22 protein-coding genes and 2 pseudogenes are annotated in these 24,321 nt (G+C 67.6%); 13 read left to right on the top strand and 11 right to left on the bottom strand.

The annotated features are described in order from the left end of the window. Position 1 precedes the first annotated feature (1 nt). The 3 genes from IPK27_20810 to IPK27_20820 form a co-directional block, all read right to left on the bottom strand. The gene (locus IPK27_20810) at positions 2-1,021 is read right to left on the bottom strand and encodes a GGDEF domain-containing protein (protein ID MBK8069967.1); all 1,020 of its coding nucleotides are present in this window, start codon (positions 1,019-1,021) and stop codon (positions 2-4) included. Positions 1,022-1,164: 143 nt separating this feature from the next. Continuing rightward, positions 1,165-2,067, bottom strand: a complete 903-nt coding sequence (locus IPK27_20815; protein MBK8069968.1) for a ribonuclease H-like domain-containing protein — start codon at positions 2,065-2,067, stop codon at positions 1,165-1,167. A gap of 10 nt (positions 2,068-2,077) precedes the next feature. After that, positions 2,078-4,534 carry a DEAD/DEAH box helicase gene (locus IPK27_20820; GenBank protein MBK8069969.1) on the bottom strand — a complete coding sequence of 819 codons (2,457 nt, stop codon included), beginning with the start codon at positions 4,532-4,534 and terminating at the stop codon, positions 2,078-2,080. A 58-nt stretch (positions 4,535-4,592) separates the two neighbouring features. On the opposite strand from IPK27_20820, the gene lexA reads away from it, so the two are divergent. The 3 genes from lexA (at position 4,593) to IPK27_20835 (ending at position 6,357) form a co-directional block, all read left to right on the top strand. Beyond that, positions 4,593-5,219 carry a repressor LexA gene (lexA, locus tag IPK27_20825; GenBank protein ID MBK8069970.1) on the top strand — a complete coding sequence of 209 codons (627 nt, stop codon included), beginning with the start codon at positions 4,593-4,595 and terminating at the stop codon, positions 5,217-5,219. A gap of 108 nt (positions 5,220-5,327) precedes the next feature. Continuing rightward, positions 5,328-5,672, top strand: a complete 345-nt coding sequence (locus IPK27_20830) for a hypothetical protein (GenBank protein ID MBK8069971.1) — start codon at positions 5,328-5,330, stop codon at positions 5,670-5,672. Between the two features lie 16 nt (positions 5,673-5,688). Continuing rightward, positions 5,689-6,357: an SOS response-associated peptidase gene (locus tag IPK27_20835; protein MBK8069972.1), complete on the top strand. Its 669-nt coding sequence runs from the start codon at positions 5,689-5,691 to the stop codon at positions 6,355-6,357. Here the strand turns inward: IPK27_20835 and IPK27_20840 are convergent. Together IPK27_20840 and IPK27_20845 are read right to left on the bottom strand one after the other, a co-directional pair. Further along, positions 6,358-6,920, bottom strand: a pseudogene (locus tag IPK27_20840) (DUF3011 domain-containing protein). It abuts the gene before it with no gap. 437 nt (positions 6,921-7,357) lie between these two features. Continuing rightward, positions 7,358-8,425 carry a chromophore lyase CpcT/CpeT gene (locus IPK27_20845; GenBank protein MBK8069973.1) on the bottom strand — a complete coding sequence of 356 codons (1,068 nt, stop codon included), beginning with the start codon at positions 8,423-8,425 and terminating at the stop codon, positions 7,358-7,360. Positions 8,426-8,526: 101 nt separating this feature from the next. Between IPK27_20845 and IPK27_20850 the strand changes: the two genes are divergently transcribed. From IPK27_20850 to IPK27_20860, 3 genes and pseudogenes are all read left to right on the top strand, one after another. Beyond that, entirely contained in the window at positions 8,527-8,943 is a 417-nt protein-coding gene (locus tag IPK27_20850) for a VOC family protein (GenBank protein ID MBK8069974.1), read from the top strand. Then, on the top strand, positions 8,927-10,165 hold the full coding sequence (locus IPK27_20855; protein ID MBK8069975.1) for a TIGR03862 family flavoprotein: 1,239 nt from the start codon (positions 8,927-8,929) through the stop codon (positions 10,163-10,165). The genes IPK27_20850 and IPK27_20855 overlap by 17 nt, the downstream gene beginning before the upstream one ends. Further along, positions 10,162-11,231, top strand: a pseudogene (locus IPK27_20860) (methyltransferase domain-containing protein). Before IPK27_20855 ends, IPK27_20860 begins: the two are co-directional and overlap by 4 nt. A gap of 184 nt (positions 11,232-11,415) precedes the next feature. On the opposite strand, the gene IPK27_20865 reads toward IPK27_20860, so the two are convergent. Together IPK27_20865 and IPK27_20870 are read right to left on the bottom strand one after the other, a co-directional pair. Further along, positions 11,416-12,600: a M23 family metallopeptidase gene (locus tag IPK27_20865; protein MBK8069976.1), complete on the bottom strand. Its 1,185-nt coding sequence runs from the start codon at positions 12,598-12,600 to the stop codon at positions 11,416-11,418. Positions 12,601-12,611: 11 nt separating this feature from the next. Continuing rightward, positions 12,612-13,172 (bottom strand): winged helix-turn-helix transcriptional regulator, encoded by a 561-nt coding sequence (locus tag IPK27_20870; protein ID MBK8069977.1) that lies wholly within the window; start codon positions 13,170-13,172, stop codon positions 12,612-12,614. Between the two features lie 376 nt (positions 13,173-13,548). On the opposite strand from IPK27_20870, the gene IPK27_20875 reads away from it, so the two are divergent. From IPK27_20875 to IPK27_20890, 4 genes are all read left to right on the top strand, one after another. Continuing rightward, positions 13,549-14,436, top strand: coding sequence for an acyltransferase (locus IPK27_20875; protein ID MBK8069978.1), 888 nt, complete (start codon positions 13,549-13,551; stop codon positions 14,434-14,436). Positions 14,437-14,580: 144 nt separating this feature from the next. Then, complete coding sequence (locus tag IPK27_20880; GenBank protein MBK8069979.1) at positions 14,581-14,844, top strand: AbrB/MazE/SpoVT family DNA-binding domain-containing protein; 264 nt, start codon at positions 14,581-14,583, stop codon at positions 14,842-14,844. Further along, a complete protein-coding gene (locus IPK27_20885; protein MBK8069980.1) occupies positions 14,841-15,248 on the top strand; it encodes a type II toxin-antitoxin system VapC family toxin in 408 nt (135 codons plus the stop codon). Before IPK27_20880 ends, IPK27_20885 begins: the two co-directional genes overlap by 4 nt. 82 nt (positions 15,249-15,330) lie before the next feature. Continuing rightward, a complete protein-coding gene (locus IPK27_20890) occupies positions 15,331-15,609 on the top strand; it encodes a hypothetical protein (GenBank protein MBK8069981.1) in 279 nt (92 codons plus the stop codon). 852 nt (positions 15,610-16,461) lie between these two features. Here IPK27_20890 and IPK27_20895 read toward each other — a convergent pair. The 3 genes from IPK27_20895 to IPK27_20905 are packed head-to-tail and all read right to left on the bottom strand — an operon-like array spanning position 16,462 to position 20,140. Next, entirely contained in the window at positions 16,462-17,397 is a 936-nt protein-coding gene (locus tag IPK27_20895; protein ID MBK8069982.1) for a hypothetical protein, read from the bottom strand. Positions 17,398-17,424: 27 nt separating this feature from the next. Continuing rightward, positions 17,425-19,443, bottom strand: a complete 2,019-nt coding sequence (locus tag IPK27_20900) for a HAMP domain-containing histidine kinase (protein ID MBK8069983.1) — start codon at positions 19,441-19,443, stop codon at positions 17,425-17,427. Next, the gene (locus tag IPK27_20905) at positions 19,427-20,140 is read right to left on the bottom strand and encodes a response regulator transcription factor (protein MBK8069984.1); all 714 of its coding nucleotides are present in this window, start codon (positions 20,138-20,140) and stop codon (positions 19,427-19,429) included. The genes IPK27_20900 and IPK27_20905 overlap by 17 nt, the downstream gene beginning before the upstream one ends. 307 nt (positions 20,141-20,447) lie before the next feature. Between IPK27_20905 and IPK27_20910 the strand changes: the two genes are divergently transcribed. The 3 genes from IPK27_20910 to IPK27_20920 are packed head-to-tail and all read left to right on the top strand — an operon-like array spanning position 20,448 to position 22,761. Beyond that, positions 20,448-20,981 (top strand): PspA/IM30 family protein, encoded by a 534-nt coding sequence (locus IPK27_20910; protein ID MBK8069985.1) that lies wholly within the window; start codon positions 20,448-20,450, stop codon positions 20,979-20,981. Continuing rightward, entirely contained in the window at positions 20,978-21,538 is a 561-nt protein-coding gene (locus tag IPK27_20915) for a hypothetical protein (GenBank protein ID MBK8069986.1), read from the top strand. Before IPK27_20910 ends, IPK27_20915 begins: the two co-directional genes overlap by 4 nt. A gap of 17 nt (positions 21,539-21,555) precedes the next feature. Further along, positions 21,556-22,761 carry a VWA domain-containing protein gene (locus IPK27_20920; GenBank protein ID MBK8069987.1) on the top strand — a complete coding sequence of 402 codons (1,206 nt, stop codon included), beginning with the start codon at positions 21,556-21,558 and terminating at the stop codon, positions 22,759-22,761. 153 nt (positions 22,762-22,914) lie between these two features. Here the strand turns inward: IPK27_20920 and glmM are convergent, their stop codons facing one another. Further along, a complete protein-coding gene (gene glmM / locus IPK27_20925; protein MBK8069988.1) occupies positions 22,915-24,279 on the bottom strand; it encodes a phosphoglucosamine mutase in 1,365 nt (454 codons plus the stop codon). Positions 24,280-24,321: the final 42 nt, after the last annotated feature.

Raw genomic sequence — 24,321 nt, forward strand, 5'->3', positions numbered from 1 at the left:
CTCAACTCAGACCGCGACGGCGCGGCTCCAGCGCGCCGCGGTAGTCGTCGGATGCCACAACGATGCGATCCCGCCCATCGCGCTTGGCCGCGTAAAGCGCCGCATCCGCGCGCGCCAGCCAGCGCGACCAGTCCTCACCTGCACGCGCCTCGGCGATGCCGATCGACACACTGACCGGACCGCCGGGACTGCGCAGCTGCGCCCGCACCGCTGACTGCAGTTTCGCCAGCAGCGCCTGTGCCGCGACGATGTGCGTGCCCGGCATCAGCAGCACGAACTCTTCTCCACCAAAGCGGTACAACCGGTCCTGCCGACGCATGGTCTGTAGCACCAATGCGGAAAAATCAACCAGCACGCGGTCGCCCGCCTCGTGGCCATGGCAGTCGTTGACTTGCTTGAAGTGATCCAGGTCGAGCATCGCCAGGGTGCATTCCTGGCGCGCGCGCTCGGCGCTGGCCTCGTCCAGCTCGACCTCCAGCAGGCGGCGGTTACCGGTGTTGGTCAGCGGATCGCGCGAAGCGAGGATCTGCAGCCGCGCCTGTTGCGTGCTGGTACGCCATGCGAACAGGCAGGTGTAGAGCACCACCAGCGCAGTGGTGACCACGAAGGACACCAGTTCCAGGGTCGACACATAGTCGCGCGCATCCCACGCGCACACGCTGAGCAGCAGGACGCTCAGCGCAACTGCCACGCTGCGCGAGGTCAGGAAGAAGCTGATGACGATCACCGGGTAGACCCACATCAGGCCGTGGCGACCGAACATCAACGTGACCACCACGCAACCGATGTTGATCACCACCGCCATGAACAGCCCGGCGCGACGAGTGTTGCCGCTGCGCCAGGCATGGCCGATCGCTGCGCCGATCGCTGCGACGATGGCCAGATCCACCAGGCCAAGCAGGAACTGGCCATTGACGATGCGGAAGACGGCAAAGGGAACAATCGCCAGCACTGCACAGGCCCCGAACAGGACCAGGATTGCCAGATCGAAGTCCTGCCGCAATCGCGTCCAGATGGTCATCGCGCCTCCACGAACGCACCGACCCAGATCTGGCATTGTGCCGCAGCCGTCAGCCCCAGGCACCACCCGCGGGCCACGATGGCCGGGGCGGTCGCCGGGAACATGATTCCCTGGCAATGCCCAGCCTGCGGCAGGCGTGGCCGTCATGCCCGAGCCACCCGCACCGGGTTGCCGCCGATGGCTTTTTTCGATCTCCGCTCGTGGCTGCGCGGAGCGGTCGCCGCGTTCGGCAACAGCGCCGCCATCACGCGCAGCAGGGCTTCCAGGTCATAGCGGTTGTGCTGCATGACCCGCAGCAGGTCGCGCGTCGCGCCCGAACTCAGGAACTCGCGCCAGGCGCGTGGCGCCTCGCTACCGGGCAGGTCATCGCCACGCGCCTTGCCGGTCAGCATGCGCTCCGCGGTGGTCAGTCGGCAGTCCGGCCAGCTTCCCCGAAATGCGCGTCGCACCGGGTACAGCAAATCCCAGTGCGCGGCGCTGCCAGCCCCGGCATCCTGCCGGTGCAGGGTTTCCAGCGTGCGCAGCGCCCGCACATCGAAGCGCTTGCCGTTGTAGCTGACCAGCCAGGGTGCATCGCGGCATTCGTCGACCCACGCGGCGACCAACGCGGACTCGCCGCAGGGGCGGGTCATCAGGTACTGGCGCAGCAGCCAGCTATCGTCCTGCCAACGCAGGACACCGAGCAGGAAGACTTTCAGTCCCGCGCCACCGGACAGTCCGCTGGTTTCGGTGTCGAAAAAACGCAGGCGCCCGCGGTCGACAACGACATCCGGATCCCAGGGTGGCGACAGCACGCTGGGCAGTTCCAACCCGGCCAGCCGGGCGCGCAGCGCACTGACGCGGACTTCGTGCAGTTGCAGCCCGGGCGCCAACTCGATTCCCGGCAGGGCCTCGGCGCGCACCTGCCTACCCTCGCCGCGGCGCTCGCCCGCCAGCAGGCGCAAGCGCTGCAGGCGATCCGCCCAGTCGCCGTCGGCTGCTGCTCGCAGCGCGGGCGTTGCGTCCTTCATCCGCAACTGTTGCAGGCGCTGGCGCAAGCTGTCCAAGTGGGCGCCGTCAGTGGATCGCAGCGGCGCCGGCGCGCGCGCCGTCGAGGCCGACAGCAGCCGTGACAACCGACCCGCGCAGCAGCTGCAGCACCCGCAATGCGCTGCCTTTGGGCGAGCGGTGTTCATCAGTGCCGAGAATCGGACCGACGCATGCCGGACATCCTGGTCCGCAACGGCAACTGGACACCAGGCCTATCGCCGCGCTGACCAGTTCGTCGCGCCTCTCGAACAGCGGACGGGACAGTCCGATGCCGCCCGGGTAGTTGTCGTAGAGATAAACCGTGGGCGCGAAATCCGCCAGCGATTCAATGTCCATGGCCTCGCCATTCGCGCCTCGCAATTCGCCGCGGCCCTTGCTCGACACTTGCGCTGACCAGTCGTTGTCGCCGCTGCCCACCGCCTTCCCGAGATCGCGCGGCTCGGACATCGACAGCACGGTGGCCACCGTGTGCAGCGCATAGGCGGCACCGAGGAAGCCGTCCAGCGCCTCGAAGCGGGTGCGGAAGGCGCGGTCGATGGCCTGTGGCGTCAGCCGCCACCACACCGAGGTGGTCTGCAGTTCCTGGTCAGGCAGGTTGACCGGGCCATAGCCGATGTTCTCGTGGCTGTAGTAGCGGATCTTCTTGTAGCCGGTGACCCGGCGCACCACGTGCACCTCGCCGTGATGCGCACTGCCCTGCCCCGAGGGTTCCTGACCGAACTCGGACAGCGGCTTGAGCTTGGTGTAGTCGATGGCATCCGTGTAGTAATCGACATGGGTACGCGTCACATAGGCCTTGCGTCCCACCCAGTCGAGTTTCTCCACCTGCCAAGGCACTGATTGCACCATGTAGATCGCGCCTTCATACAGGGTCAGTGCGGCAGCGGAGAAATCGACCTCGGCGATGATGGTCTGGCGTCCGCCGGTTCGGTCAACGACAACGAAGTTGCCGTCTGCCACCGAACGCAGGTTGACGGCGTTGGCCGGGTAGCTGTCGTCGATCCAGTGCCAACGCGACCCGTCCCGGTGGAGTACGCGTTCTTCCGTCAGGTATTCGAGAAACTCGCGGACATCACGGCCGCCGTAGCGATCGTGCTCGTTGAATGGCAGTTCAAAGGCCGCGCAGCGAATGTGGTCGAGCAGGATCAGCAACTGGTCAGGATCGATGCGCGCCTGCTCCGGCGACTGCTCCAGGAAGTAGCCAGGGTTACGCACCACGAACTGGTCGAGCGCGTCGCTGCTGGCGACCAGCACGCCGAGCGCGGACTGCTGACGCCGGCCGGCGCGCCCGAGGCGCTGGCGCGTGGCTGCGATAGTGCCGGGATAACCGCACAGCAGCGCAACGTCGAGCGCGCCGATGTCGACACCGAGCTCCAGCGCCGAGGTGCTGACGATCGCGTCGATTGCGCCCGCGCGCATCAATTTCTCGGTCAGGCGGCGCTCATCCGGCAGGTAGCCGCCGCGGTAGGCACGCACGCGCGCTGGCTTGCGCGGGTCGTGGTCGAACACGTCCTTGAGGTACTTGGTCAGCACCTCGACCATCAGGCGCGACTGCGCGAACAGGATCGCCTTCAGCCCGGCCTTTAGCGTGATGCGCGCCAATTTGCTGACCTGCGAGCGCGCCGATGCGCGGATGCCGAGGTCCGGGTTGATCGGCGGTGGATTCCAGAACAGCAGATGGCTGGCACCGCGCGGCGCGCCGCTGTCGGTGACCGCGCGCATCGCTTGCCCGGTCAGGGCCTGCGCGTGTTCGCGCGGATTGCCGATGGTCGCGGAGCAGCAGATGTACTGCGGGCGCACGCCGTAGAAATCGCAGATGCGTTGGAGCCGGCGCAGCACATTGGCGACGTGCGCGCCGAACACGCCGCGGTAGGTGTGCACCTCGTCGATCACGATGTAGCGCAGCGACTGGAAGAACTGCGCCCACTTGGTGTGGTGCGGCAGGATCGCCTGGTGCAGCATGTCCGGGTTGGTGACGACCACATCGCCCTTGGTGCGCACCGCCGCACGCGCGTCCGAGGGCGTGTCGCCATCGAAGGTGTATGCGCGGACGCCCAGTTCTGCCGCGCGGTTCAGTTCCATCAGCTCGGCCACCTGGTCTTGCGCCAGGGCCTTGGTCGGGAACAGGTACAGCGCCTTGGACTGGTGTTTCAGTGCGGCATCCAGTACCGGCCCATTGAAGCATAGTGTCTTCCCGGACGCGGTCGGGGTGGCGACCACGCAATGCGCGCCTTCGGCCAGAACCGCCCAGACCTGCGCCTGGTGGCTGTAGAGCTCGGCGATCCCGCGCGCCTTGAGCGCCTGGCGCAACCGCGGATCCAGCGTGTCCGGAATCGGCGCGTAGCGGCCGGGCTGGGCCGGCGTGACCGCCTCGCCGGTGATGCAAGCCTTGTACTTGCGCTTGAGCCGCGCGACCAGCGCCGCCACCCGGTCCGGCGTGCCGGGCTCGTTGGCCGGAATTTCCTGCTCGACATCCGCCAACATTGCGTCTAGGCTCATCACTGTTCTCTTTCCGTTCTCCCTGACTCAGCGTAGAGAACCAATGGAAAACGCGCAAGCACTTTCTTTGACCGCCGGCCAGCGCCAGTTGCATGAGCACCTGCGGATGCGGCAGCAGCAGGGCCTGCCGCCGGCGACGCTGGACCAGCTGTGCGCGGAACTCGGACTCGCCTCGCGCGGCTCACTGCACAAGCAGGTCAGTGCGCTGATCGAGGCTGGCCTGGTGCAGCCGATGGACGGTAAGCAGCGTGGCGTGCGCCTGCGTGCCGCGCCCGCGGACTCGGGCGAGGACACCGGCCTGCCCTTGCTCGGGCGCATCGCCGCCGGGCGACCGATCGACGCGCTGCCAGGCCATGAGCGCGTCCAGGTGCCGGCCGAGATGCGCCCGCGCAGCGAGGGCTATGCGCTCTCGGTGCGCGGGGATTCGATGCGCGACGCCGGCATCCTCGATGGCGACATCGTCATCATCGAGTCGCGCAGCCAGGCGCGCGCTGGCGAAATCGTGGTCGCGCTGATCGATGGCGAATCCGCGACGCTGAAACGATTGCGCCCGCGCGATGGCTGGATCGACCTCGAAAGCGAGAACCCGGAGCACCCCACCCAGCGCTATGCGGCCGACCGCGTGCAGATCCAGGGTGTGCTATGCGGGTTGCTGCGTCGCTACCGGTAAAGTTTTCGTCAAGTTGCGGTTTGCGAAGACTGAATCGAAATCAAACAGTGAAACCATTGTCATCCGGAAGGTTCAGACTCCGGAGTCAGTTCAGGGGAGAGGCTCAAGATGAACATCCAGGTGATCGACCCCCTCGAATCCCGCCGCCAGCGCCTGCGCGCAATCTTCGTGGTGCGCGCGCTGCGGGTGCTGGAACGCCTGGCGCCGGGCATCCTCCGGCTGGTCGCGCGCTTCCGCGACGTGCCGCAGGACGCCGGCACCTTGGGGCACGAATGCAACATCGAAGTGGCACTCGCTGACGGTACGCGCTTCCGCGCCGAGGCACGCGACAGCCGATTGATCAAGGCACTGGACGCCGCGCTGAGACGCGTGTTGCGACGCATCGAGGCGGCCCGGGAAAGGCGCCTGGCGCGAGAGGGCGTCCCGGCGCTGCCCGCGCCCGGCAAGGCCTGAGGCACGCCTCGGCCCCATGTGCGGCCGGTATTTTCTCGACACCCTGCCTGAACTGCTCGCCGGGCAGTTTCGTGTACACAAGTACCCGGTGTACAGCGCCAGCTACAACATCGCGCCCACGCAAGCCGCACTGGCCGTCCGCAGGCAAGGGGACGACAACGAATGGGCCCTGCTGCGCTGGGGCCTGGTGCCGCACTGGGCCAAGGACCTGTCGATCGGTGCGCGCACACTCAACGCGCGCGGCGAATCCGTCGCGGAGAAGCCTGCATTCCGCGGCGCCTTCCGCTATCGCCGATGCATCGTGCCGGCCAGCGGATTCTACGAGTGGCAAGCCACGCCAGGCGGCAAGCAGCCATTCGCGATCGTTCCGACCGACTTGCCCTGCTTCGGTTTTGCCGGTCTGTGGGAACACTGGACCAGCCCGGACGGCAGCGTGATCGAGTCGGTCGCGGTGGTCACCACGGCCGCGAATGCACTGATGGCGCCGATCCATGACCGGATGCCGGTCATCCTGGCGCCCGAGGACTACGAGCGCTGGATGTCAGCCTCAGCGGCTGACGCGCAGACACTGATCCAGCCCTGTGCCGACAGACGCATGCGCGCTTACCCGGTGTCGCGGGCCGTCGGCAATGTGCGCAACAATTCGGCGGCGCTGATCGCGGAGATCGCGCCGCCGAGTCCCTGATCAGCGCGCGCCGAACACCGCGCGACAACCCTGGTCCACCCACAGGATGCCGCGGCGCTCGTCGTAGCCCCAGCTGCGACCGCGCACACACGGGCTGCTGGAAAGCTGGTCGACGAGGTATGGCGTACCCGAGTTCCAGTCCCACTGGCAGGTGCGGTGACGGTTGTCCTTGCTCTCGCACTCGACGGTGTAGCCACCCGACGATTGCCAGTAGCCGCCGCCGTCGTAGTTGCCGCCGCCACCGCCGTAGTAGCTCGCGCGCGGCAGCCGCGATCCACCCAGACGCCGCCACGGGTGCGGCCCCAGCTGCGCCCCTCCACACACTGCGAGGATGAGTACTGTTCGACCAGTTCGACCGGGCCGCGGAAGCCCGTGCGGCACTCGACGTAGCGGTTGTCGCGGCTTTCGCACACGACGCTGTCGCCGCCCGCCCATCCACCGCCGCCGCCACCGCGCTCTTCGAACACACCGCGGCAGCCCTTGCTGACCCAGATCGAACCCGGGCGGTGGCCCCAGCTGCGGCCCTCGACGCAACTCGAATCCGACAACTGGCGCACCAGCACTGGCGGCCCACGGAAGCCGCTGTAACACTCGCGGTATCCGCCCTCACGGCTCTCGCAGGTCACGCTGCCCGAGTAGGCCATCGACGCGCCCGACCAGAGCAGCGCCAGCAGCAGCAATACCGACTTCAGTTTGCTCATCCTTCAGCCTCGTTCTCGCGCCGTGGTCGGCAGATCATATCGCGGGCTCGCGACGGGATGGTGCGCATGCGACCTTGCCGATTTCGCGGTCCACGTTTCCGGTTGTTGGTTGTCGGTTGATGGTTGTCGGCAGCAACATCAGGTACGCCGCAAGCGCGCGGGAGCGGCCTGCGCCGCGGTCTCTTCCTGACGTCCGCGCCAGAAGCCACCGACAGAGTCGACTCCCGCAGATCCATCGGTTCCGGGATCCCGATCCCTGAGCATTGGGGCCTCGAACTGGCCACTCGGAGGTACCTGCCTCAGGGCGTCACCAAGGTCACTGGTTCAAACCGCGCATCCGGTTCGATCTGCGCAAAGTCGCTCTGGAACCAGCGCAGATTGATGCCGATGCGCTTGCTGTCGGGCGCGGCCCAGGAATAGGAGACCGGCTGGCCGGTGGCGTCGTCGATCAGGTTCAGCGTGAGCGCGCGCACGGCGTCGCCCTGGAAGCTCATCCGCGCGATCTGCACCGAGTAGCCGCTGCGCCGGCCATCTTCCCAGGTGATCGGCACGCTGCGACCCTCGCTGTGCAGCACCACGCCCTGCATGGTCCGGAAGCTGCGGTCTTCGGGCCGCGCATCGGCGCCAGCCTTGTTGATAGCCACCCAGCCGCGGAACCAGCGTACCTTGCGCTGCTTGTGCGGGACGCCATCCGGGTTGCCATACAGCAGGCGCCCGTTTTCATCGCGCGCGCGGCTCAGGATCCACAAATGATCGGCACCGAGCTGGATGCGGTCTTCGACGATCACCGCGCGACCGGCGCGCTCGGAGGCCACGCGGCAGGCGCCCTCGCGCGTGCTGCCGCTGAATTCGGCCTTGTCGGCATCGTAGCGGAACCACACGGCGCAATCGGGCGCGAAACGCAGCTCGGCCGATGTCAGTGCCGCCAGGCTCCCGGGATCACGATGCGCCTCGCGCCAGCGCTTCTCGTCGTTGAAGCTGTACTGGTCCAGGCGGATCGCATCGCCCTCGACCGCGAAGCGATAGAGGCGCAGCCGGAACACCCGGGTGGGATCGTCGTCCAGGGTCTGGCGCGCATAAAACACCGCCCCGCCGATGGCCGGCACCGACACCGGCAGGAACAGCGCGTGCACCCGCTCATGCCGCGCCGCCGGAGAACTGGCAGCCTGGCCGCGCTGCTGCACCACTTGCTCGTAGTTGTCCCATTCGCCGGCGAACCACTCGCTCAGGCGCGCCAGGTTGACGTCCAGGTCCAGCGGAGCCGGCGCAGTCTGTGCGCTCTCCAACTCGGCAAAATCCTGCCGCTGCGGCGCCGCGGTGCACGCCGCCAGCAGCAACAGCGCGAGCATCCAGCCAGTCCTGCGCATCCATTTCTCCAGCATTGTCGCAAGCGGATCGACCACATGATGCACCATGCGGGATGGACGATCGGCGATCATTCGTGGATCTGTCCGATTGACCGACCCCCATGAAGTACCTGCACACGATGGTCCGCGTCCGCGACCTGGACGCCTCGCTGCATTTCTACCGCCTGCTGGGACTCGAGGAAGTGCGCCGCAAGGACAGCCCACAAGGTCGCTTCACGCTGGTCTACCTCGCGGCGCCGGGCGACGAGTCGGCCGAGTTGGAACTGACCTGGAATTACGACGACGAGGACTACGGCAGCGCGCGCAACTTCGGCCATGTCGCCTATGCGGTGGACGACATCTACGCCCTGTGCCGGAAGCTGATGGACGCTGGGGTCACGATCTCGCGCCCGCCGCGCGACGGCCGGATGGCCTTCGTGCGCTCGCCGGACCAGATCTCGATCGAACTCTTGCAGCGCGGCGATGCGCTGCCGCCGCAGGAGCCGTGGGTGTCGATGCCCAATGTCGGCGCCTGGTGAAGCCGTGATGCGCAGGGTGGTGGTGATCGGCGGCGGCCCGGCCGGCCTGTTGGCCGCCGAGACCGCGCGCGACGCGGGCGCCGACGTGGCCGTCTTCGAGCAGATGGCCTCGCCCGCGCGCAAGTTCCTGATCGCCGGCAAAGGCGGGCTGAACCTGACCCACAGCGAGGGCTTCGATGCCTTCGTCCAGCGCTACCGGGAGCGCGCGCCGGAGGTGGGCGCGTGGCTGGCAGACTTCGGCCCGCAGCAGGTGCGCGCGTGGGCCGCCAGCCTGGGTTACGACACGGTGATCGGCAGCTCGGGCCGTGTGTTCCCGGCCGACTTCAAGGCCGGCCCGCTGCTGCGCGCCTGGATCCGCCGGATCCGCGCCAAGGGCGTCGCGCTGCACCTGGGCCACCGCTGGACCGGCTGGACTGAGGGTGGCGCGCTGCGCTTCGAACATGCCGGCGAATCCGTCGAGGTGGCGACAGACGCCGTGATTCTCGCGCTCGGCGGCGCCAGCTGGCCGGAACTCGGATCCGACGGCGCGTGGACCGCGACGCTGCAGGGTCAGCACATCGGTGTCCGGCCGCTGGCGCCCGCCAACTGCGGTTTCGAATGCGACTGGTCCGCCCATGTGCGCGAGCGCTTTGCGGGCGCACCGGTCAAGTCGGTGGCGCTGCGCCTGCCCGGAACGTTGGTCGACACCGCGCTGGCCGGCGAATTCATGCTGACCGAGCACGGCGTGGAAGGCAGCGCGATCTACGCGCTGTCGGCCGAACTGCGCGAGGCGATCGCGCGCGACGGCCATGCCGACCTGCTGGTCGACCTGTTGCCGACGCGCAACGAAGTCGATCTCGCCGCGGCACTGGCGAAGCCGCGTGGCAAGCGCACCCTGAGCGAGCACCTGCGCCGCTGCGCCAGCATCGACGGTGCCCGGGCGGCGCTGCTGTTCGAAGGCGTCGACCGCGCCAGCCTGAACGATCCGGCGACGCTGGCCGCACGGATCAAGGCCCTGCCGCTGCGCCTGCTGCGCACCCGCCCGATCGCCGAGGCGATCAGCAGCGCCGGCGGCGTGCGCTTCGAGGAACTGACCGCCGATCTGCAACTGCGCCGACGGCCCGGCACCTGGTGCGCCGGCGAAATGATCGACTGGGAAGCCCCCACCGGCGGGTACTTGCTGACCGCCTGCTTCGCAAGTGGCTATGTGGCCGGGAAAGCGGCGGCCGGAGTCGCCCAATGAAGTGCGCCTACTACGACGACAACCGCTGCCGCTCCTGCACCGAACTGCCGCGGCCCTACACGGAACAACTCGCCGCCAAACAGGCAGCCGCGGAGGCGGCGTTGGCGCCGTTCGCGCCGAGCAGGTGGCTGCCGCCGGTGGCGAGCGCGAAGACCGGTTTCCGCAACAAGGCCAAGATGGCGATCGGCGGCGGCGTCGATGCCCCAACGCTGGGACTGATCGACGCGGCCGGGCATGGTGTCGACCTTGCCAACTGCCCGCTCTACCCGGCCAGCATGCAAGCCGCCTTCGCGCCCATCCGCGACGCGCTCGCCGCCGCGCGCGTGCCGCCCTATGACCTCGCGCAGCGCCGCGGCGAGGGCAAGTACGTGCTGCTGACCGAGGCGCCCGGCACCGGCGAGTTGCTGCTGCGCTTCGTGCTGCGCTCGCGCGAGCCGCTGGAACGGCTGCAGCGACAGTTGCCCGCATTGCAGGCCGCCTTGCCTGCCCTGCGCGTGGTCAGCATCAACCTGCTGCCCGAGCACAAGGCAGTCACCGAGGGCGACACCGAGATCATCCTGACCTCCGAGAGCCAGGTCCGCTGCCGGCTCAACGATGTGGACTTCCGGCTGACCCCGCGCAGCTTCCTGCAGACCAATTCGGACATCGCCGCCGCGCTGTACCGCCAGGCGCGCGAGTGGATCGACGCCGCCGCGCCAGCATCGGTCTGGGATCTGTACTGCGGTGTCGGCGGGTTTGCGCTGCACGCCGCGCGGCCAGGGCGCACCGTGGTCGGCATCGAGAGCACCCCGGAGGCGATCGCCGCCGCCCGCGCGGCCAACCTGAGGGCGAATGGATCGCCGCCGACGCCACCACCTGGGCACGGGCGCAGGACCGGCCGGCCGAGTGCGTGATCGTCAATCCGCCGCGCCGCGGCATCGGCGCGGAACTGGCCCGCTGGCTCGAAGGCAGCGGCGCGCGCACCCTGATCTACTGCAGCTGCAATGTCGCATCGCTGGCGCGCGATCTCGCCGCCTTGCCCGGCTATCGCCGCGCACTGAGACTGGTGCTGCTCGCCCGGCGCTAGTGTGGTGTTCCGTAATGAATCATGTTTCCGCAGCCGTTTCGCGGCATCGCCGGTGACCCCGCAACTGGTTGCGGGAACGCAGGTCGCTGCTCGCCGCATCGGCGCAAAAGGCGCGGAAATAATCGGTAATACGGAACACCACACTAGCCCGAGCCACTTCCCGAAGCGTCGGTGGGAGCCTCTCTCAAGGGGCCTGATCTTCAGTCAGAACTTCGACCAAGTCGCCGCTCTGGATCGGGCGAGGTGCATCGCTCCAAGGCAACTCGATGTTGGCGAACTCCACGGGGATACCGGCGCATTGCAGCACTTGCGGGCGGTCGCAAAGGTGGAAATGCAGGTGCGGCTCGGTGGAGTTACCGGAGCCACCCAGGGCACCCAGGACCTGACCGGCTTTGACCTGCGACCCTTCCTTGACGCGCAGGCTGTCCGGCTTCAGGTGGGCGTACACCGAATAGATGGCGGTCGTGCCGACCATGTGCTCAATGATCACATGGTTTCCGGCAATGCGATCCGGCCCGCCAGCCAGCAGCGCGTCCTGGCCGGCGCGCAAACGGGTGTTGTAGTCCGCCAGCGATTCATCGGGCGCACGCAGCATCGCCACATTGTCGGCTTCGCGATCGTGCACCTTGATGACCTTGCCGTCCGCGGCGGCCAGCACTGGCGCGCCGTAAGCGTAGTAGTCGCGCATTTTCTGGCCATTGCCGCGGTAGCTCAGGCCACCGACGCCGAGGCGCAGGATATCCAGGGCAAACTCCTCCGGCACGGCCCAGCGGTGGTGACTGTGTGCGGTGGCACCCGCAGCGACAAACCAGTTGCCGGCAAGCGGAAAGCGCCAGGTGCCGGGCGCGGCGCCGCTGCGAATCGGCAGCGTCCCGACTGCCGGTTCGCTCACGCCAGCGAGATCCGCCCGCACGCGCAGCGACTGCACCTGGCCCTGCCATGCAAGCAACTGAGTGGGCACGTACAAGGCGCCGCCGGGCGGCAAGGTGCGGCTGCCGCCGAGGCCATGAGGTGCCGCGCCGAACAGCGCCTCCGGCGCGAACTGGAACGCGAGCACGTCGAACATGCCCGACTGTTGCAACGCCGCGCCGCCCTTGGCCAGGCGTTCCAACGTTGCCGTGGACAAAGTGCGCGACTCGATCACGGCATCGTCCATCAACAATTCGAAATGCAGCCGCTCAACCGTGACTGGCTCAGCCGAGCGGTTGACGATCGCCGTGTTCTGAACGACGACGCTGTGCATCTGACGCTGGCTCTCGAGCGCGTGGGACCAGAGCTCACGCTCCGGATAGAAGCGCACTTCGACGTCGCCTGCAAACGCCATGGGGACGCTCAGGAGCGCGAGGAGGCTGGAGAACGCGGCGGTCAAGGCGGAGCGACTCATGTCTTGGGCTTCCGGGCTATGCGGGTTTTGGGAGTGGTGGAGGTGGACACGCCGCGCGCTTCCGGCGCCAACAAAATCTGGAGCGCGAACAAACGGCCATCGGGTGGACGCTGGCCCGGCGCGAACAGCACGCTGAGTTGGTTCAACAGTTCATTCGCCCGAAGCAGCCCGGCCGGCGTCAGCCAGCCCTGGATCCGACCTGCCCACAGCTCCCTTTGCGGGCCGCAGGTGACTCGATCAGGATCAGCCAGGGCACGCTCGAAGGCGCGTCCGCTGGCGCGCAACATGCCGCCGACCAGCTTCTTCAGCGCTCCGTTGTCGGCGCCTGGACCGGTTGCGTAGCGCAGCTGCAGCGCCCGGTCCGGCGCGACAGTGCGATAGACGGCCTCGACATGCCGGCCCTGACTGCGGCTCCCCACCCGGCACACCAGCCCGGCGCGCACGAGCGCCCGCAGGTGGTAATAGAGTGCGTCCGCGGGTCGACCCAACTGATGCGCCAGTTCAGGCACAGAGGCTTCACCGAGCGCCTGCAGCGCATCGACAAGTTCCTGGCGCACCGTCGAGGCCAGTGCGCGGATCTGCGTTGCTGACTCCACCTGGTGAGTGGCGAGCGCCGCGGGTGGTTTCGAACGAGTCTTCATACGAGTGAATAATTGGCCATTTTTTCACCCATTGAACGTGCCGGAAGTAACCGGCCCGCTGGCTCGAGGGAAGTGGCGCGCACACCCTGGTCTACTGCAATTGCAATGCCGCGTCCCTGGCGCGCGATCTCGCCGCCCTGCCCAGCTATCGCCTCGACGCCGCGCGGTTTACGCCATGTTGTCGCGCTCGATGCACTTCGAGACGCTCGTGCTGCTGCGCCATTGGCCCGAGCAACCGTCCGCGCCCAGGGTGGTAGCCTTCGCCGTGCCCGCAACACCCCACCCCGCAACGATGCTGTCCTTCCTGCCCGGTCCCTTGATCCTGCTGCTGACGTCGGTAATCGCGCTGCTCAGCACCGCGATCCAGGTGCCGATCCTGCTGCTCCTGGCGATTTTCAAGCTGCTGCTGCCGTTCAAGCCGGTGCGCCGCGCGCTCAGCCACGGGATCATCCTCGTCGCGGAGAACTGGATCGGGATCAACAGCCTGATGATCCGGCTGTTCACCCGGCGCCAGGACTGGCGCATCGAAGGGGGCGAGCACCTGCGCCGCGACGGCTGGTACCTGGTGCTGGCCAACCACCAGAGCTGGGTCGACATCCTGGTGCTGCAGTACGTCTGCAACAAGCGCATCCCCTTCCTGAAGTTCTTCCTCAAGAGCCAGCTGATCTGGGTGCCGCTGCTCGGCCTCGCGTGGTGGGCGCTGGATTTCCCGTTCATGAAGCGCTACTCGAAGGAATTCCTGGAGCGCCACCCGGAACTGCGCGGCAAGGACGTCGAAGTGACCCGCCGCGCCTGCGAGAAATTCGCCGAGCTGCCGGTATCGGTGATGAATTTTGTCGAAGGCACCCGCTTCACGCGCGCCAAGCACGCGCGCCAGCAGTCGCCCTACACCCATCTGCTGAAGCCCAAGGCCGGCGGCGTCGCCTTCGTGCTGGAGACCATGGGCAGCATGCTGCAGGCGGTGATCGATTTCACCATCATCTACCCGGACGGCAGGCCGACCCTCATCGATTTGCTCTCTGGGCGCGTGTCACGCGTGCACATCAAGATCCAGCGCCGCGAGATCCCGCACGACCTCCTCGGCGGCAGCTACGAGAACGACCCCGCCGTGCGCGAGCGTTTCCAGGCCTGGGTCAATGGCCTGTGGACGGAGAAGGACCGGTTGATCGCGGCGGGGTGAGAGCCTGCGAGCGCCGGCGTCCCGCCGGCGTTTTGGCCTAGGGTTCAAGAGTTGGGGCGACGCCCCGACATCTGCGCGCGCCGGTTTGACTTACCACGTAAGCCGTCCTACTCTGAGCGCCAGCCAAAACGCCAGGGAATTGCGGTGTCCACTCTTCTAGTCTCGTCGAAGGGTCAGATCGTTCTGCCCGCCAATCTGCGGCGCCGGCTCGGCATGGAAGCGGGGGCCAGGGTGGAGGTGGTCGAGGAAGCAGATGGGCTGAAGCTACGCGTGGTCCGGCCGGTCGTCGCAGCGGATGTCTCGAAGTTGGCCGGAATGGTCAAGGCGCCGAGCCGGGGTGCCCCCCGTCGTCTGGAGGACTTCGACCCGGCCGTCGTCGCGACCCGTGCCAAGCGCGAACAGCCATGAAATCCCTGGACACCAACGTGCTGGCGCGGTTCTTCGTCGACGACCCCGACGATGAGCAGGCGGCGCGACAGCGGCCGGCGGCCATCGCAGCCCTGTCGGACCGCGCGTTCGTGTCGGTGACCGTGCTGCTGGAACTTGAATGGGTGCTTCGCGGCTTCTACGAGTTGCCCGCGAAGGACGTTGGCCACATCCTGAGGGCGCTCGCCAGCATCACGCACATCAAGCTCGAAGACCGGGACGCGGTACTGGCAGCCCTGGACGCTTTTGACCAGGGCCTGGACTTCGCGGATGCTCTCCACCTCGCCCGAAGTGCGCGCCTCAGCGGCTTCGCCACCTTCGACCAGCGACTCGCCAAGCGCGCGAAGAAGCTTGCGCTGATGCCGCCGGTCGAGTTGCTGGGCTGAGAATCGGTCCTCCCTGCCCCTCCCCGCCCGAAGCCAGGACAGCACAAATCCGCCGGTCCTCCTGGGCATTCGCGGCCTGTCCGTGACCGCGCTCCCCACTACCGATTACGTTCAATTGGTCGACGCCACCGGCCGCCAGTGGCACCCGACCAAACGTGGCCGAATCAGGGGCAAGCCGCCGGCCGTCCTCGAACGCCTCGGTCTGGGTGCCCGTCAATGGACCGACCGCGTGCGTGCCGTCAAACCCGACCGAGGGTTCTGCCGCGTGATTGGCAGCGAGAGTGCGCTGCTCGCCAAGGCTGCCGAGATTGGACAACGCTGGCTCCGCGGCGTAGGCGTAGCGCGCTCGCTCGCCAACTGAGCGACGACACGCCGCCCTTTCGGCGCCGCGGGCGCCTGGCTGCGTTGTTTCTGGTCGGACCAGCTCGTCGAAGCCCTGAGAGGATTGATTGCGAAAGACGCCTGCGGCAAGGTTCTTGGGGTTCAGAATCTGCGGGTGTCCTCGCATTTCCATTTCTGCCCGCCTTACGGCCTTCCCCGAACTAGGCCACGCCCAAGCAAGAGCAGTGCTATCCAGATTAGAAGGATGACAAGCCATCCAAGGACGAGTGGTGAAATCCACGCCCAAAGCATCCCTATCAAGTCTCTCACTGGCCCGCGGGGTAACCAGTCAAGCATGACGCTCAGCCCGAACAAGATCAGCCAGTAGAGAAAGGCAGCCGAGATGAACGTCGCTGGCAAGAATGCAATCCAGCGCATTTCTATTTCCCTATTCCCGGTATCCAATCAACCCCAGGATATGTCCACTCGGGAACGCCACACTCAATAAAGCACTTCGAATGGTATTCATCGATCTGCTTTCCGGTATTGCACCGGCCTCTTTCACAAGCCTTGTTCACTCCGGGAAGTGAATGCTCGTCTTCTATGACCAAGCACTTTCTGACGCAGTTGAGATTCCGACCACGAGTGACCATACCGTAATGCAGATAATCCGCATTGCGGCATACGAGCGGTGCCAAGTAACAGTGGTAGTTGCAGCCGCGCTCCGAGCACACTCGATCATAGTAACTGCAGACAGAAGTATCAGGTGTGTCTAACGGATTGGGCGGCGTGTTGGGCGGAATCGGAGAGCAACCCCTCCCAGGAACGGCGCCACATGGACGATCCATCGGGGTGCCACCATCAGGCCAAAGACCCGTTCGGTCGAATGAGCTCATCGGTCGGGCGTTGGCGTAGCGGAAATAACAAAACCAAGGCCTCCCCAGAGTCCTGCAGGATCACTCTCCACATACCTTCCAGTCCCCGCCTCATAATCCCGGAAGTAGTTGTAATTCACCCCCGTCGCCGCATCGTACTGCTGCCCCGGGAACCTGAGGTCGAACTTGACGGTCGCCGAGTTCCCGTCCGGGTTCTCCTCCGCCGCCTGCGTGCCGAAGGCATTCGACCCGCTGGCCGATGTCGCATTCAGCTTCCAGCGCCACACGACGGTGCCGGCTGACTGGCCGCCCTGGGTTTGGGCGTTGGCGAGCGCGCGCGGGGTGTTGAGGTGGTCGCTGTGGATGGCGTGGACGGCGGTGACGGCGCTGGTGCTGCTCTCGACACGGCCGACAGGAATGTTGTCGATCCAGACGATTTCCTCGTAGCTCAGCGGGTTGCCGCCGATCAGCATGCTGATGACCTGCCCGGACTCGTCGTAGACATAGCCGCGGACGCCGGCGGCGCTGGTCCACCCGGCGGAGGTGGTCGGCAGCGCGGCGGCCGGGCTGCCCTGGCTGGCGATCACACGCTCGCCGCGGCCGTTGTAATTGGCCAGCAGTTGCGCGCTCGGGGTGCCCACCTGCACCAGGCGGTTGCGTGCATCGTAGCTGGCGCTGTCGGTCTCGTAGCCGGGGATGCCGCTCACCGTGTTGCCCACCGCGTCATAGCTGCGCGCGGTGCTGCCGACCGCATCCAGCCGGTGGCTGGTCGCGGGATAGGTGTAGCTGGTGGCAGGCTGGTTGCCCAACTGATGACTCAGGCGGTTGCCGGTGGCGTCATAAGTGTACGCCTCGATCAGCGCCAGGTTCTGGTCGCGCACTTCCTGCAGGCGGTCCAGACGGTCGTAGGCCAGCGTGAGGCGTCCCGCGGGGGCATTCCTGTAGGCACACAAGGTGAGGCGAACAGACTAGGGCCCCCGTCACGCCTCAACGCTCGTTCCCGGCAACCACAACTGAAACTCCGCACCCGGATTGCGATTGACCACATCCACGTCGCCGCGCATCGCCCGCGCGAGCTGTCGTACGAGGGCGAGCCCGATGCCGGTGCCGAGGGATTCGCGGGTCAGTTCGTCGCCGGCGCGGTAGAACAGCTGGAAGATCTTCCTGAGTTGCGAGGCGGGCACGCCGGGGCCGTAGTCGCGCACGCCGATCGTGAGGCCGCCGCGCGGCGCGGTGGCGGAGATCTCGATGCGGTGTTCGGGCGAGGCCTGCGAGAACTTGATCGCATTGTCGACCAGGTTGATCAGGATCTGACAGCAGGCATCCGCGTCGACGTTCAGCACCCGTCCGGCGCAGCCGGGGTCGATACGGTACTCGACCACAAAACCGGCGCGCTCGATCTGCGACTGCACCTTGGAGCGCACCAGGTCGACCAGCACTTCGGCGGCCAGCGGCTTGAGTTCCAGCGCGAAATCGCTGCGCTCCATGCGCGCCAGCTGCAGCACGTTCGCGATCAGCCGCGACAAGCGCTCGCTCTCGTCGAAGATGAAGGCGTAGTAGCCGCGCTTCTTGTCCTCGCTGGCCCAGCCGGCCTGCAGCATCTCGGCGTACATGCGGATCGAGGTCAGCGGGGTCTTCAGCTCGTGGCTGACGGCGGAGACGAAATCCTGCTGCTGGCGCGCCAGCAGGATCTGCCGCAGCCCCAGCCGGTAAAGCAGCCAGAAGCCGCCGAGCAGCACCACGAACAGCACCGCGCTGGCCCACCAGACGATCTGCGCGCCGGCGCCCGCGGGCAGCCGGCGCACGCTCCAGATCAGCTGCAGGCGGTCCAGCGGCGCCGACAGCCGCGTCTGGTACAGCAACTCGCCGCGCACCTCGCTGGCGCGGCTCATGACCTGGCGGGCGCGCTCGCCCGGAATCAGCTTGAGCACATCCTGCTGCCAGGCGACCACCAGATCGCTCATCTGCCACAGCGCGCTGCCGCTGAAGGCGCGCGCGATGACGCCGTCGATGAAGGCCTGCTGGTCGATCAGCACGCCCTGGATGGTGCGCTCGCCGCCCTGCCAGACGCGCCGGAACAGCACGCCGTGGCCGCTGGCCAGCAGGCTGAACTCGAAGGGGTCGACTTCGCTCTCGAAGATGCGCACTCGTGCGGTGGCCGCGCGCGACTCGGCGAGATCGCCAGCCACCACCTCGTCCAGCGCCGCGCCTTGCTCCACCCGCTTGCCGCGCATGCCGGCGTTGGACAGTCCCTGCACATCCAGCGACTGCGCCTGGTCCTTCTTGCCCGCCTCTGCGTAGGCACGGTCGAGCTTCAACTCGTCCACGCGGCCGAGCTGGCCCTGCGCCTGGCGTGCGGGGGCGCTGGCGACGCTGTTCAGGCGGTCGAAGGCGGCCTGCGCGGGATAGCTGGACGCGGACTGTTCGTCCTCGTTGTCGGCCAGCTTGTTCTTGTCTGCGGCCTCCTTCGCGAGGGCCAGCGCATCGCGGTCGGCCGGTTCCCGCGCTGCCAGCAACTGGTTGCCGGACAGCACATCGACCAGTCGCTCGCGCAGCTGCTGGCGCTGCGCGAGTTCCGCGGGATCCAGGCCGAGTTCCGCCTCGTTGGCCGGCGCATCCGGCAGCAGCGGCGTCGAGAAGCGCCCCTGCGCATCCACCACGAAGTGCCCGAGCACACCCGGGAATGCCGCGTCCGCCGGCAGTTGCGACAGCGGCGAGCGTTGCACCAGGTTGGAGCTGGCCGGGTCGCCGACGACGACCAGGAAACGGTAGTCGCCCACTGCGCGCGCCTCTTCGAGCGCGATCAGCCGCTGCAGCTCCAGGTCGATCCGCGTGGCCATCTCCTCGGCCAGCGTGCGGTACTGGTGCAGGCTCTCGAAGCGCAGCTGCTGCTGGGTCTGCCACACCAGCACCGCGCTCGGCAGCGCCAGCGCGAGCAACAGCGTGGCCAGCAGCAGGCGCAGGCGCGTGGGGCTGTTGCGGCTACGCACTGCCGCCATCCGGCAGCAATCGATATCCGCCGGTGCGCACCGTCACCAGGTGCACCGGCTGGCGCGGATCGGGCTCGATCTTGCGCCGCAGCTTTGCGATGTGGATGTCCACGGTGCGCGTCTCGATCTCCAGGTGGCGCGCATAGCCCCAGACCTTGTGCAGCAGTTCCTCGCGCGGCACCGGGCGCCCGGGATGGGCGGCGAGGTACTGCAGCACCTCCATCTCGCGGCGGGTGAAGGCGACATCCCCGTCCGGCGTGTGCGCGCACAGGTTGTGCGCGTCCACCTCGAAGCCCGCGCGCAGCTTCAGCAGCGCCGGCTCTTCGCGCAGGCCCTGGGTGCGCCGCAGCACTGCCTGCACCCGCAGCACCAACTGTGCGATCGAGAAGGGCTTGGCCACGTAGTCGTCCGCACCCAGGCTGAGCCCGTGCACGATGTCCTCGTCGGTCGACTTGGCGGTCAGCATGATCACCGCCTGCTCGCGGTCCTGCGCGCGCACCGCGGCGAGGATGTCGAAGCCGTTGCGCTGCGGCAGCATCACGTCGAGCAGCAGCAGGTCGAAGCGCCCGCCCAGCGCCAGCGCCAGGCCGCGCTCGCCATCCGCCACCGCCTCGACCTCGAAGCCATGGTAGACGAACACATCCACCAGCCCCAAGCGGATGGCCGGTTCGTCTTCCACGATCAGGATGCGGAGTTTGCGGGCCATGGGTCGGCAAAGAGAGTCAGAGAGCGTTTGGTCCGCAAAGGACGCAAAGAAGAGCCATGGAGGTCGGAGACCTTGCCCGCGAGAGACTGGTCGACCTGAAAACGGCGCCCGGCCAGTCCTTCGCTCTCCTTTGCGTCCTTTGCGTCCTTTGCGGACAAAAAACAGCTTCCCCAACCTACCAAGCCCGCCCGCAGACCGCACGTAAACTCGATGTAAACCCGCGCTCGCAGAGTTTGCACGATTGCGCCTGTGATGGCGCCGGCGCCCGCCTGAGGATGGCCACACCGTCCACAGCAGGAGCGCCGCGATGGCGATAGCAGCCCGCATCACCCGATTGTTCACGGCGGATGTGCACGCCGTGCTGGACCGCCTGGAAGAACCCGAGGCCCTGCTGCGGCAGGCCATCCGCGACATGGAATCGGCGCTGGCCGAGCAGGTGCGCCGGCTGCAGGCGCTGGCGCTGGAGCGCGAGCAACTGGACCGGCGCAGCGCGGAGATCGAGCGCGCGCTGGCCGGCGTGGCTGGCGAGCTGGACCTCAGCTTCGCTGCCGGCAACGAGGCGCTGGTGCGCCGCTGCCTGCGCCGCAAGCTGGAAGGCGAACGCATGCAGCGGCTGCATGCGCAGCGCCGCGAGCAGGTGCTGGCGCTGGTCGCCCAGCTGACGCCGCAGATCGAACAGCAACGCGAGCGCCTGGAGGCGATGCGCCAGAAGGCGGCGCTGTTCGACGTCGAACCGCCCGGATGCGAGGAGTCGCATGTCGGCAGCGACGATGCCTGCGTCAGCGAGGCCGACATCGATCTCGCGCTGCTGCGCGAACAGCAGGCCCGGAGGGCGTCATGAAGAGCCTGAGCTTCTGGCCCGCGGTGGCCCTGGCGCTGGCGATCAGCACGGCCGGCTGGGTGTTGCATGCGGTGTGCGCCAGCCTGGTCGGCAGCGCGCTGTCGCTGCGCATGGTGGTGCTCGCGGCGGCCATGCTGCAGGTGTTGGCCTTGCTCGCCACGCACCCGGCGCGCAGCGGTCGAATCGTCGCCGCGGCGGCCTGGCTGCTGTTGTCGGGGCTGCTGGTACTGGTCGATCCCAACCTGACCATCTGGCTGGTCGCGCAGACCGGCTTCATCTGGCTGCTGCGCTCGCTGCAGCGTTACGACAGCCTGGTGCCTGCCGCCGCCGACGCGCTGCTCTGCGGCTTTGCGCTGGCCGCGGCGGTCGCCACCGCGATGCACACGCGCAGCCTGTTCCTGAGCCTGTGGTGCTATTTCCTGGTGCAGGCACTGGCCGCATTCCTGCCCCGCCGGCTGGGCGCGAAACCCACAGCGGCGGCTGTTGACCCGAACGATTTCGAAGCTGCTTTCCGTACCGCAGAAGCCGCGCTGCGGCGACTGTCGCTGCGCGCATGAACCCCAAGGAGATTCCGATGAAGACCCGATTGCTGGTTTCCGCCCTGCTGCTGTCCACCGCCGCGCTGGTCTATGCCTGGCCATCCGCAGAAGTGCCCGCCCCCGCCGATCCGCCGCCGGTCGCGGCCCTGCAGGCACCGCCTGCCAGCACCGCGCCGCGCCCGGTGGTCGAGGTGGTGTTCGTGCTCGACACCACCGGCAGCATGGGCGGCCTGATCCAGGCAGCCAAGGAGAACATCTGGTCGATCGCCCGCACCATGGCCTCGGCGCAGCCGGCGCCGGACATCCGCGTAGGCCTGGTGGCCTTCCGCGACCGCGGCGATGACTACGTGACCCGCGTGGTCGACCTGTCCGACGACCTGGATTCGATGTACGCACAGCTGATGGACTTCCAGGCCGGCGGCGGCGGCGATGGCCCCGAAGCAGTCAACCAGGCCCTGCACGCTGCGGTCCACGACATCCGGTGGAGCCAGGACCCGGCGGCCTATCAGGCGATTTTCCTGGTCGGCGATGCGCAGCCGCACATGGACTACCCGGACGACGTGAAGTATCCGGAGACGATCAAGGCAGCGAATGCCCGCGAAATCATCGTCAACACGATCCAGGCCGGCGACGACCCGGCCACCCACGCCGAGTGGGTGCAGATCGCGCAGCTGAGCCAGGGCGCGCACTTCAAGGTGGGCCAGCAGGGCGATGCGATCGCGGTGACCACGCCTTTCGACGCGGAGATGGCGCGGCTCTCGCGCGAGCTCGACAGCACCCGGCTGTACTACGGCGACCGCGAGGCGCAGGCGCGCGCCGCCGGCAAGCTCGCCGCCACCGACAAGCTCAACGAAAGCGCCTCGGTAGCTTCGCTCGCCCGCCGCGCGGCCTTCAACACCTCGGCCTCGGGCGCGAAGAACCTGGCCGGCGACAGCGAACTCGTCGCCGACGTGGCCAGCGGCCGGGTGGACCTCGATGCCATCGACGAGAAGCAGCTGCCGACCGAACTGCAGACCTTGTCGAGCGAGGACCGGCGCCAGCGCGTGGCTGAGACGAAAGCCAAGCGCGATGCCCTGACTGGCGACATCGCGGCCCTCGCCGAGCAGCGCCAGCAGTACATCGAGAACGCATTGAAGAAGGACGCAAACGTCGCGCAGTCGCTGGATGTGCAGATCTTCGGCGCGGTCAAGGAGCAGGCGGCGAAGAAAGGCCTGCGCTACGAAGGTGCGCCGGCGCACTGAGCGCGGGAGATAGCCCGGAGAACCGCGCCAACGCGTTCTCCGGGTGCTCGCCGCAAGTACCTCGTGACCCGCGGTGCAAGCACTCGCCAGGACGCGCACCCGGCGCAAGCGCTCGCACACGGCGGCACTGTAGTCCGGTCTGCGGCGGCATGCTCAGGGCGTGGCCAACTCGTCCGCCGTTCGCCGCACCACGTCGGCCAGTTGCTGCGCGTGGCGCTCCACCATCGCACCATCGCGCGCCTCAACCGTCACGCGGATCAGCGGCTCGGTGCCCGAGGCGCGCAGGATCAGGCGTCCGTCGGCGCCGAGCGCTGCCGCCACATCGTCGCGAGCCTGAGCGATCTCGACGGCCTGCAGCAACTGCCGCGCATTGCGCGCCACCCGCACATTGATCGTCTTCTGCGGGAACCGGTGCAAATCGCCGACCAGGTCGGACAGCGCGCGGCCGGTGTCGTTGAGCACTTCCAGCAGCAGCAACGCGCTCATCAGGCCGTCGCCGGTGCTCGCCTTGTGGCGGCAGATCACATGGCCCGAGGCCTCGCCGCCAAGCAGTCCGCCGGTCTCGCGCAGGCGTTGGTGCACGTAGCGGTCGCCGACCGCGGCACGCTCGAAACCGATCCCGAGCGCACGAAGCGCCAGTTCGATCCCGAGATTCGTCATCACCGTGCCGACCACCGGCCCGCGCAGCACCCCGCGCTGCTGCCAGTGACGCGCCAGCACGTAGACGATATCGTCGCCATCGACCAACCGGCCGTCGGCCGTGATCGCCATCAGGCGGTCGGCGTCGCCGTCCAGTGCCAGCCCGAGCGCAGCGCCGGTGCGGGTCACTTCGGCGCGCAGCGCGGTCAGGTCGGTCGCGCCGTGGCCGGCGTTGATGTTGTAGCCATTGGGCGACGCGCCGATCGCGTCGACATGGAAGCCCAGTTCCTCGAACAACCGCGGCGCGATGCGGTAAGCCGCGCCGTGCGCGGCGTCGACCACGATGCGCGTGCCGACCAGCGCATCCAGCCCGCTGTCCAGGCGCGATTTCAGGAACTCGATGTAGCGGCCATTGGCATCCGGCATGCGCGTGGCCTTGCCCAGGTCGCGCGGCGACACCATCGCTGCCGGCGCGTCGAGTGCAGCCTCGATCCCCAGTTCCACTGCATCGTCCAGTTTCTCGCCGTCGGACGAGAAGAACTTGATGCCATTGTCTTCATAGGGATTGTGCGACGCGCTGATGACAATCCCGGCGCTCGCGCGCTGGCTGCGCGTGAGGAAGGCCACTGCCGGCGTCGGCATCGGCCCGAGCAGCACCACGTCGGCACCGGCCGCCGCCAGGCCGGCCTCCAGCGCCGATTCCAGCATGTAGCCGGAGAGCCGCGTGTCCTTGCCGATCAGCACGCGCGGGCGCTCGAAGCGCTGCCGCAGCACCTGCCCAGCCGCGCGCCCGAGGCGCAGCGCAAATTCCGCGGTGATCGGCTCCTCGCCCACCCGCCCGCGGATCCCGTCGGTTCCGAAATAGTGTCGTTCAGTCATGCACCGGATGCTGGGCGCTCGCAAGCGCGAGGGCAAGACTTG

The organism is Rhodanobacteraceae bacterium, assembly GCA_016713135.1.
Taxonomy (GTDB): Bacteria; Pseudomonadota; Gammaproteobacteria; order Xanthomonadales; family SZUA-5; genus JADKFD01.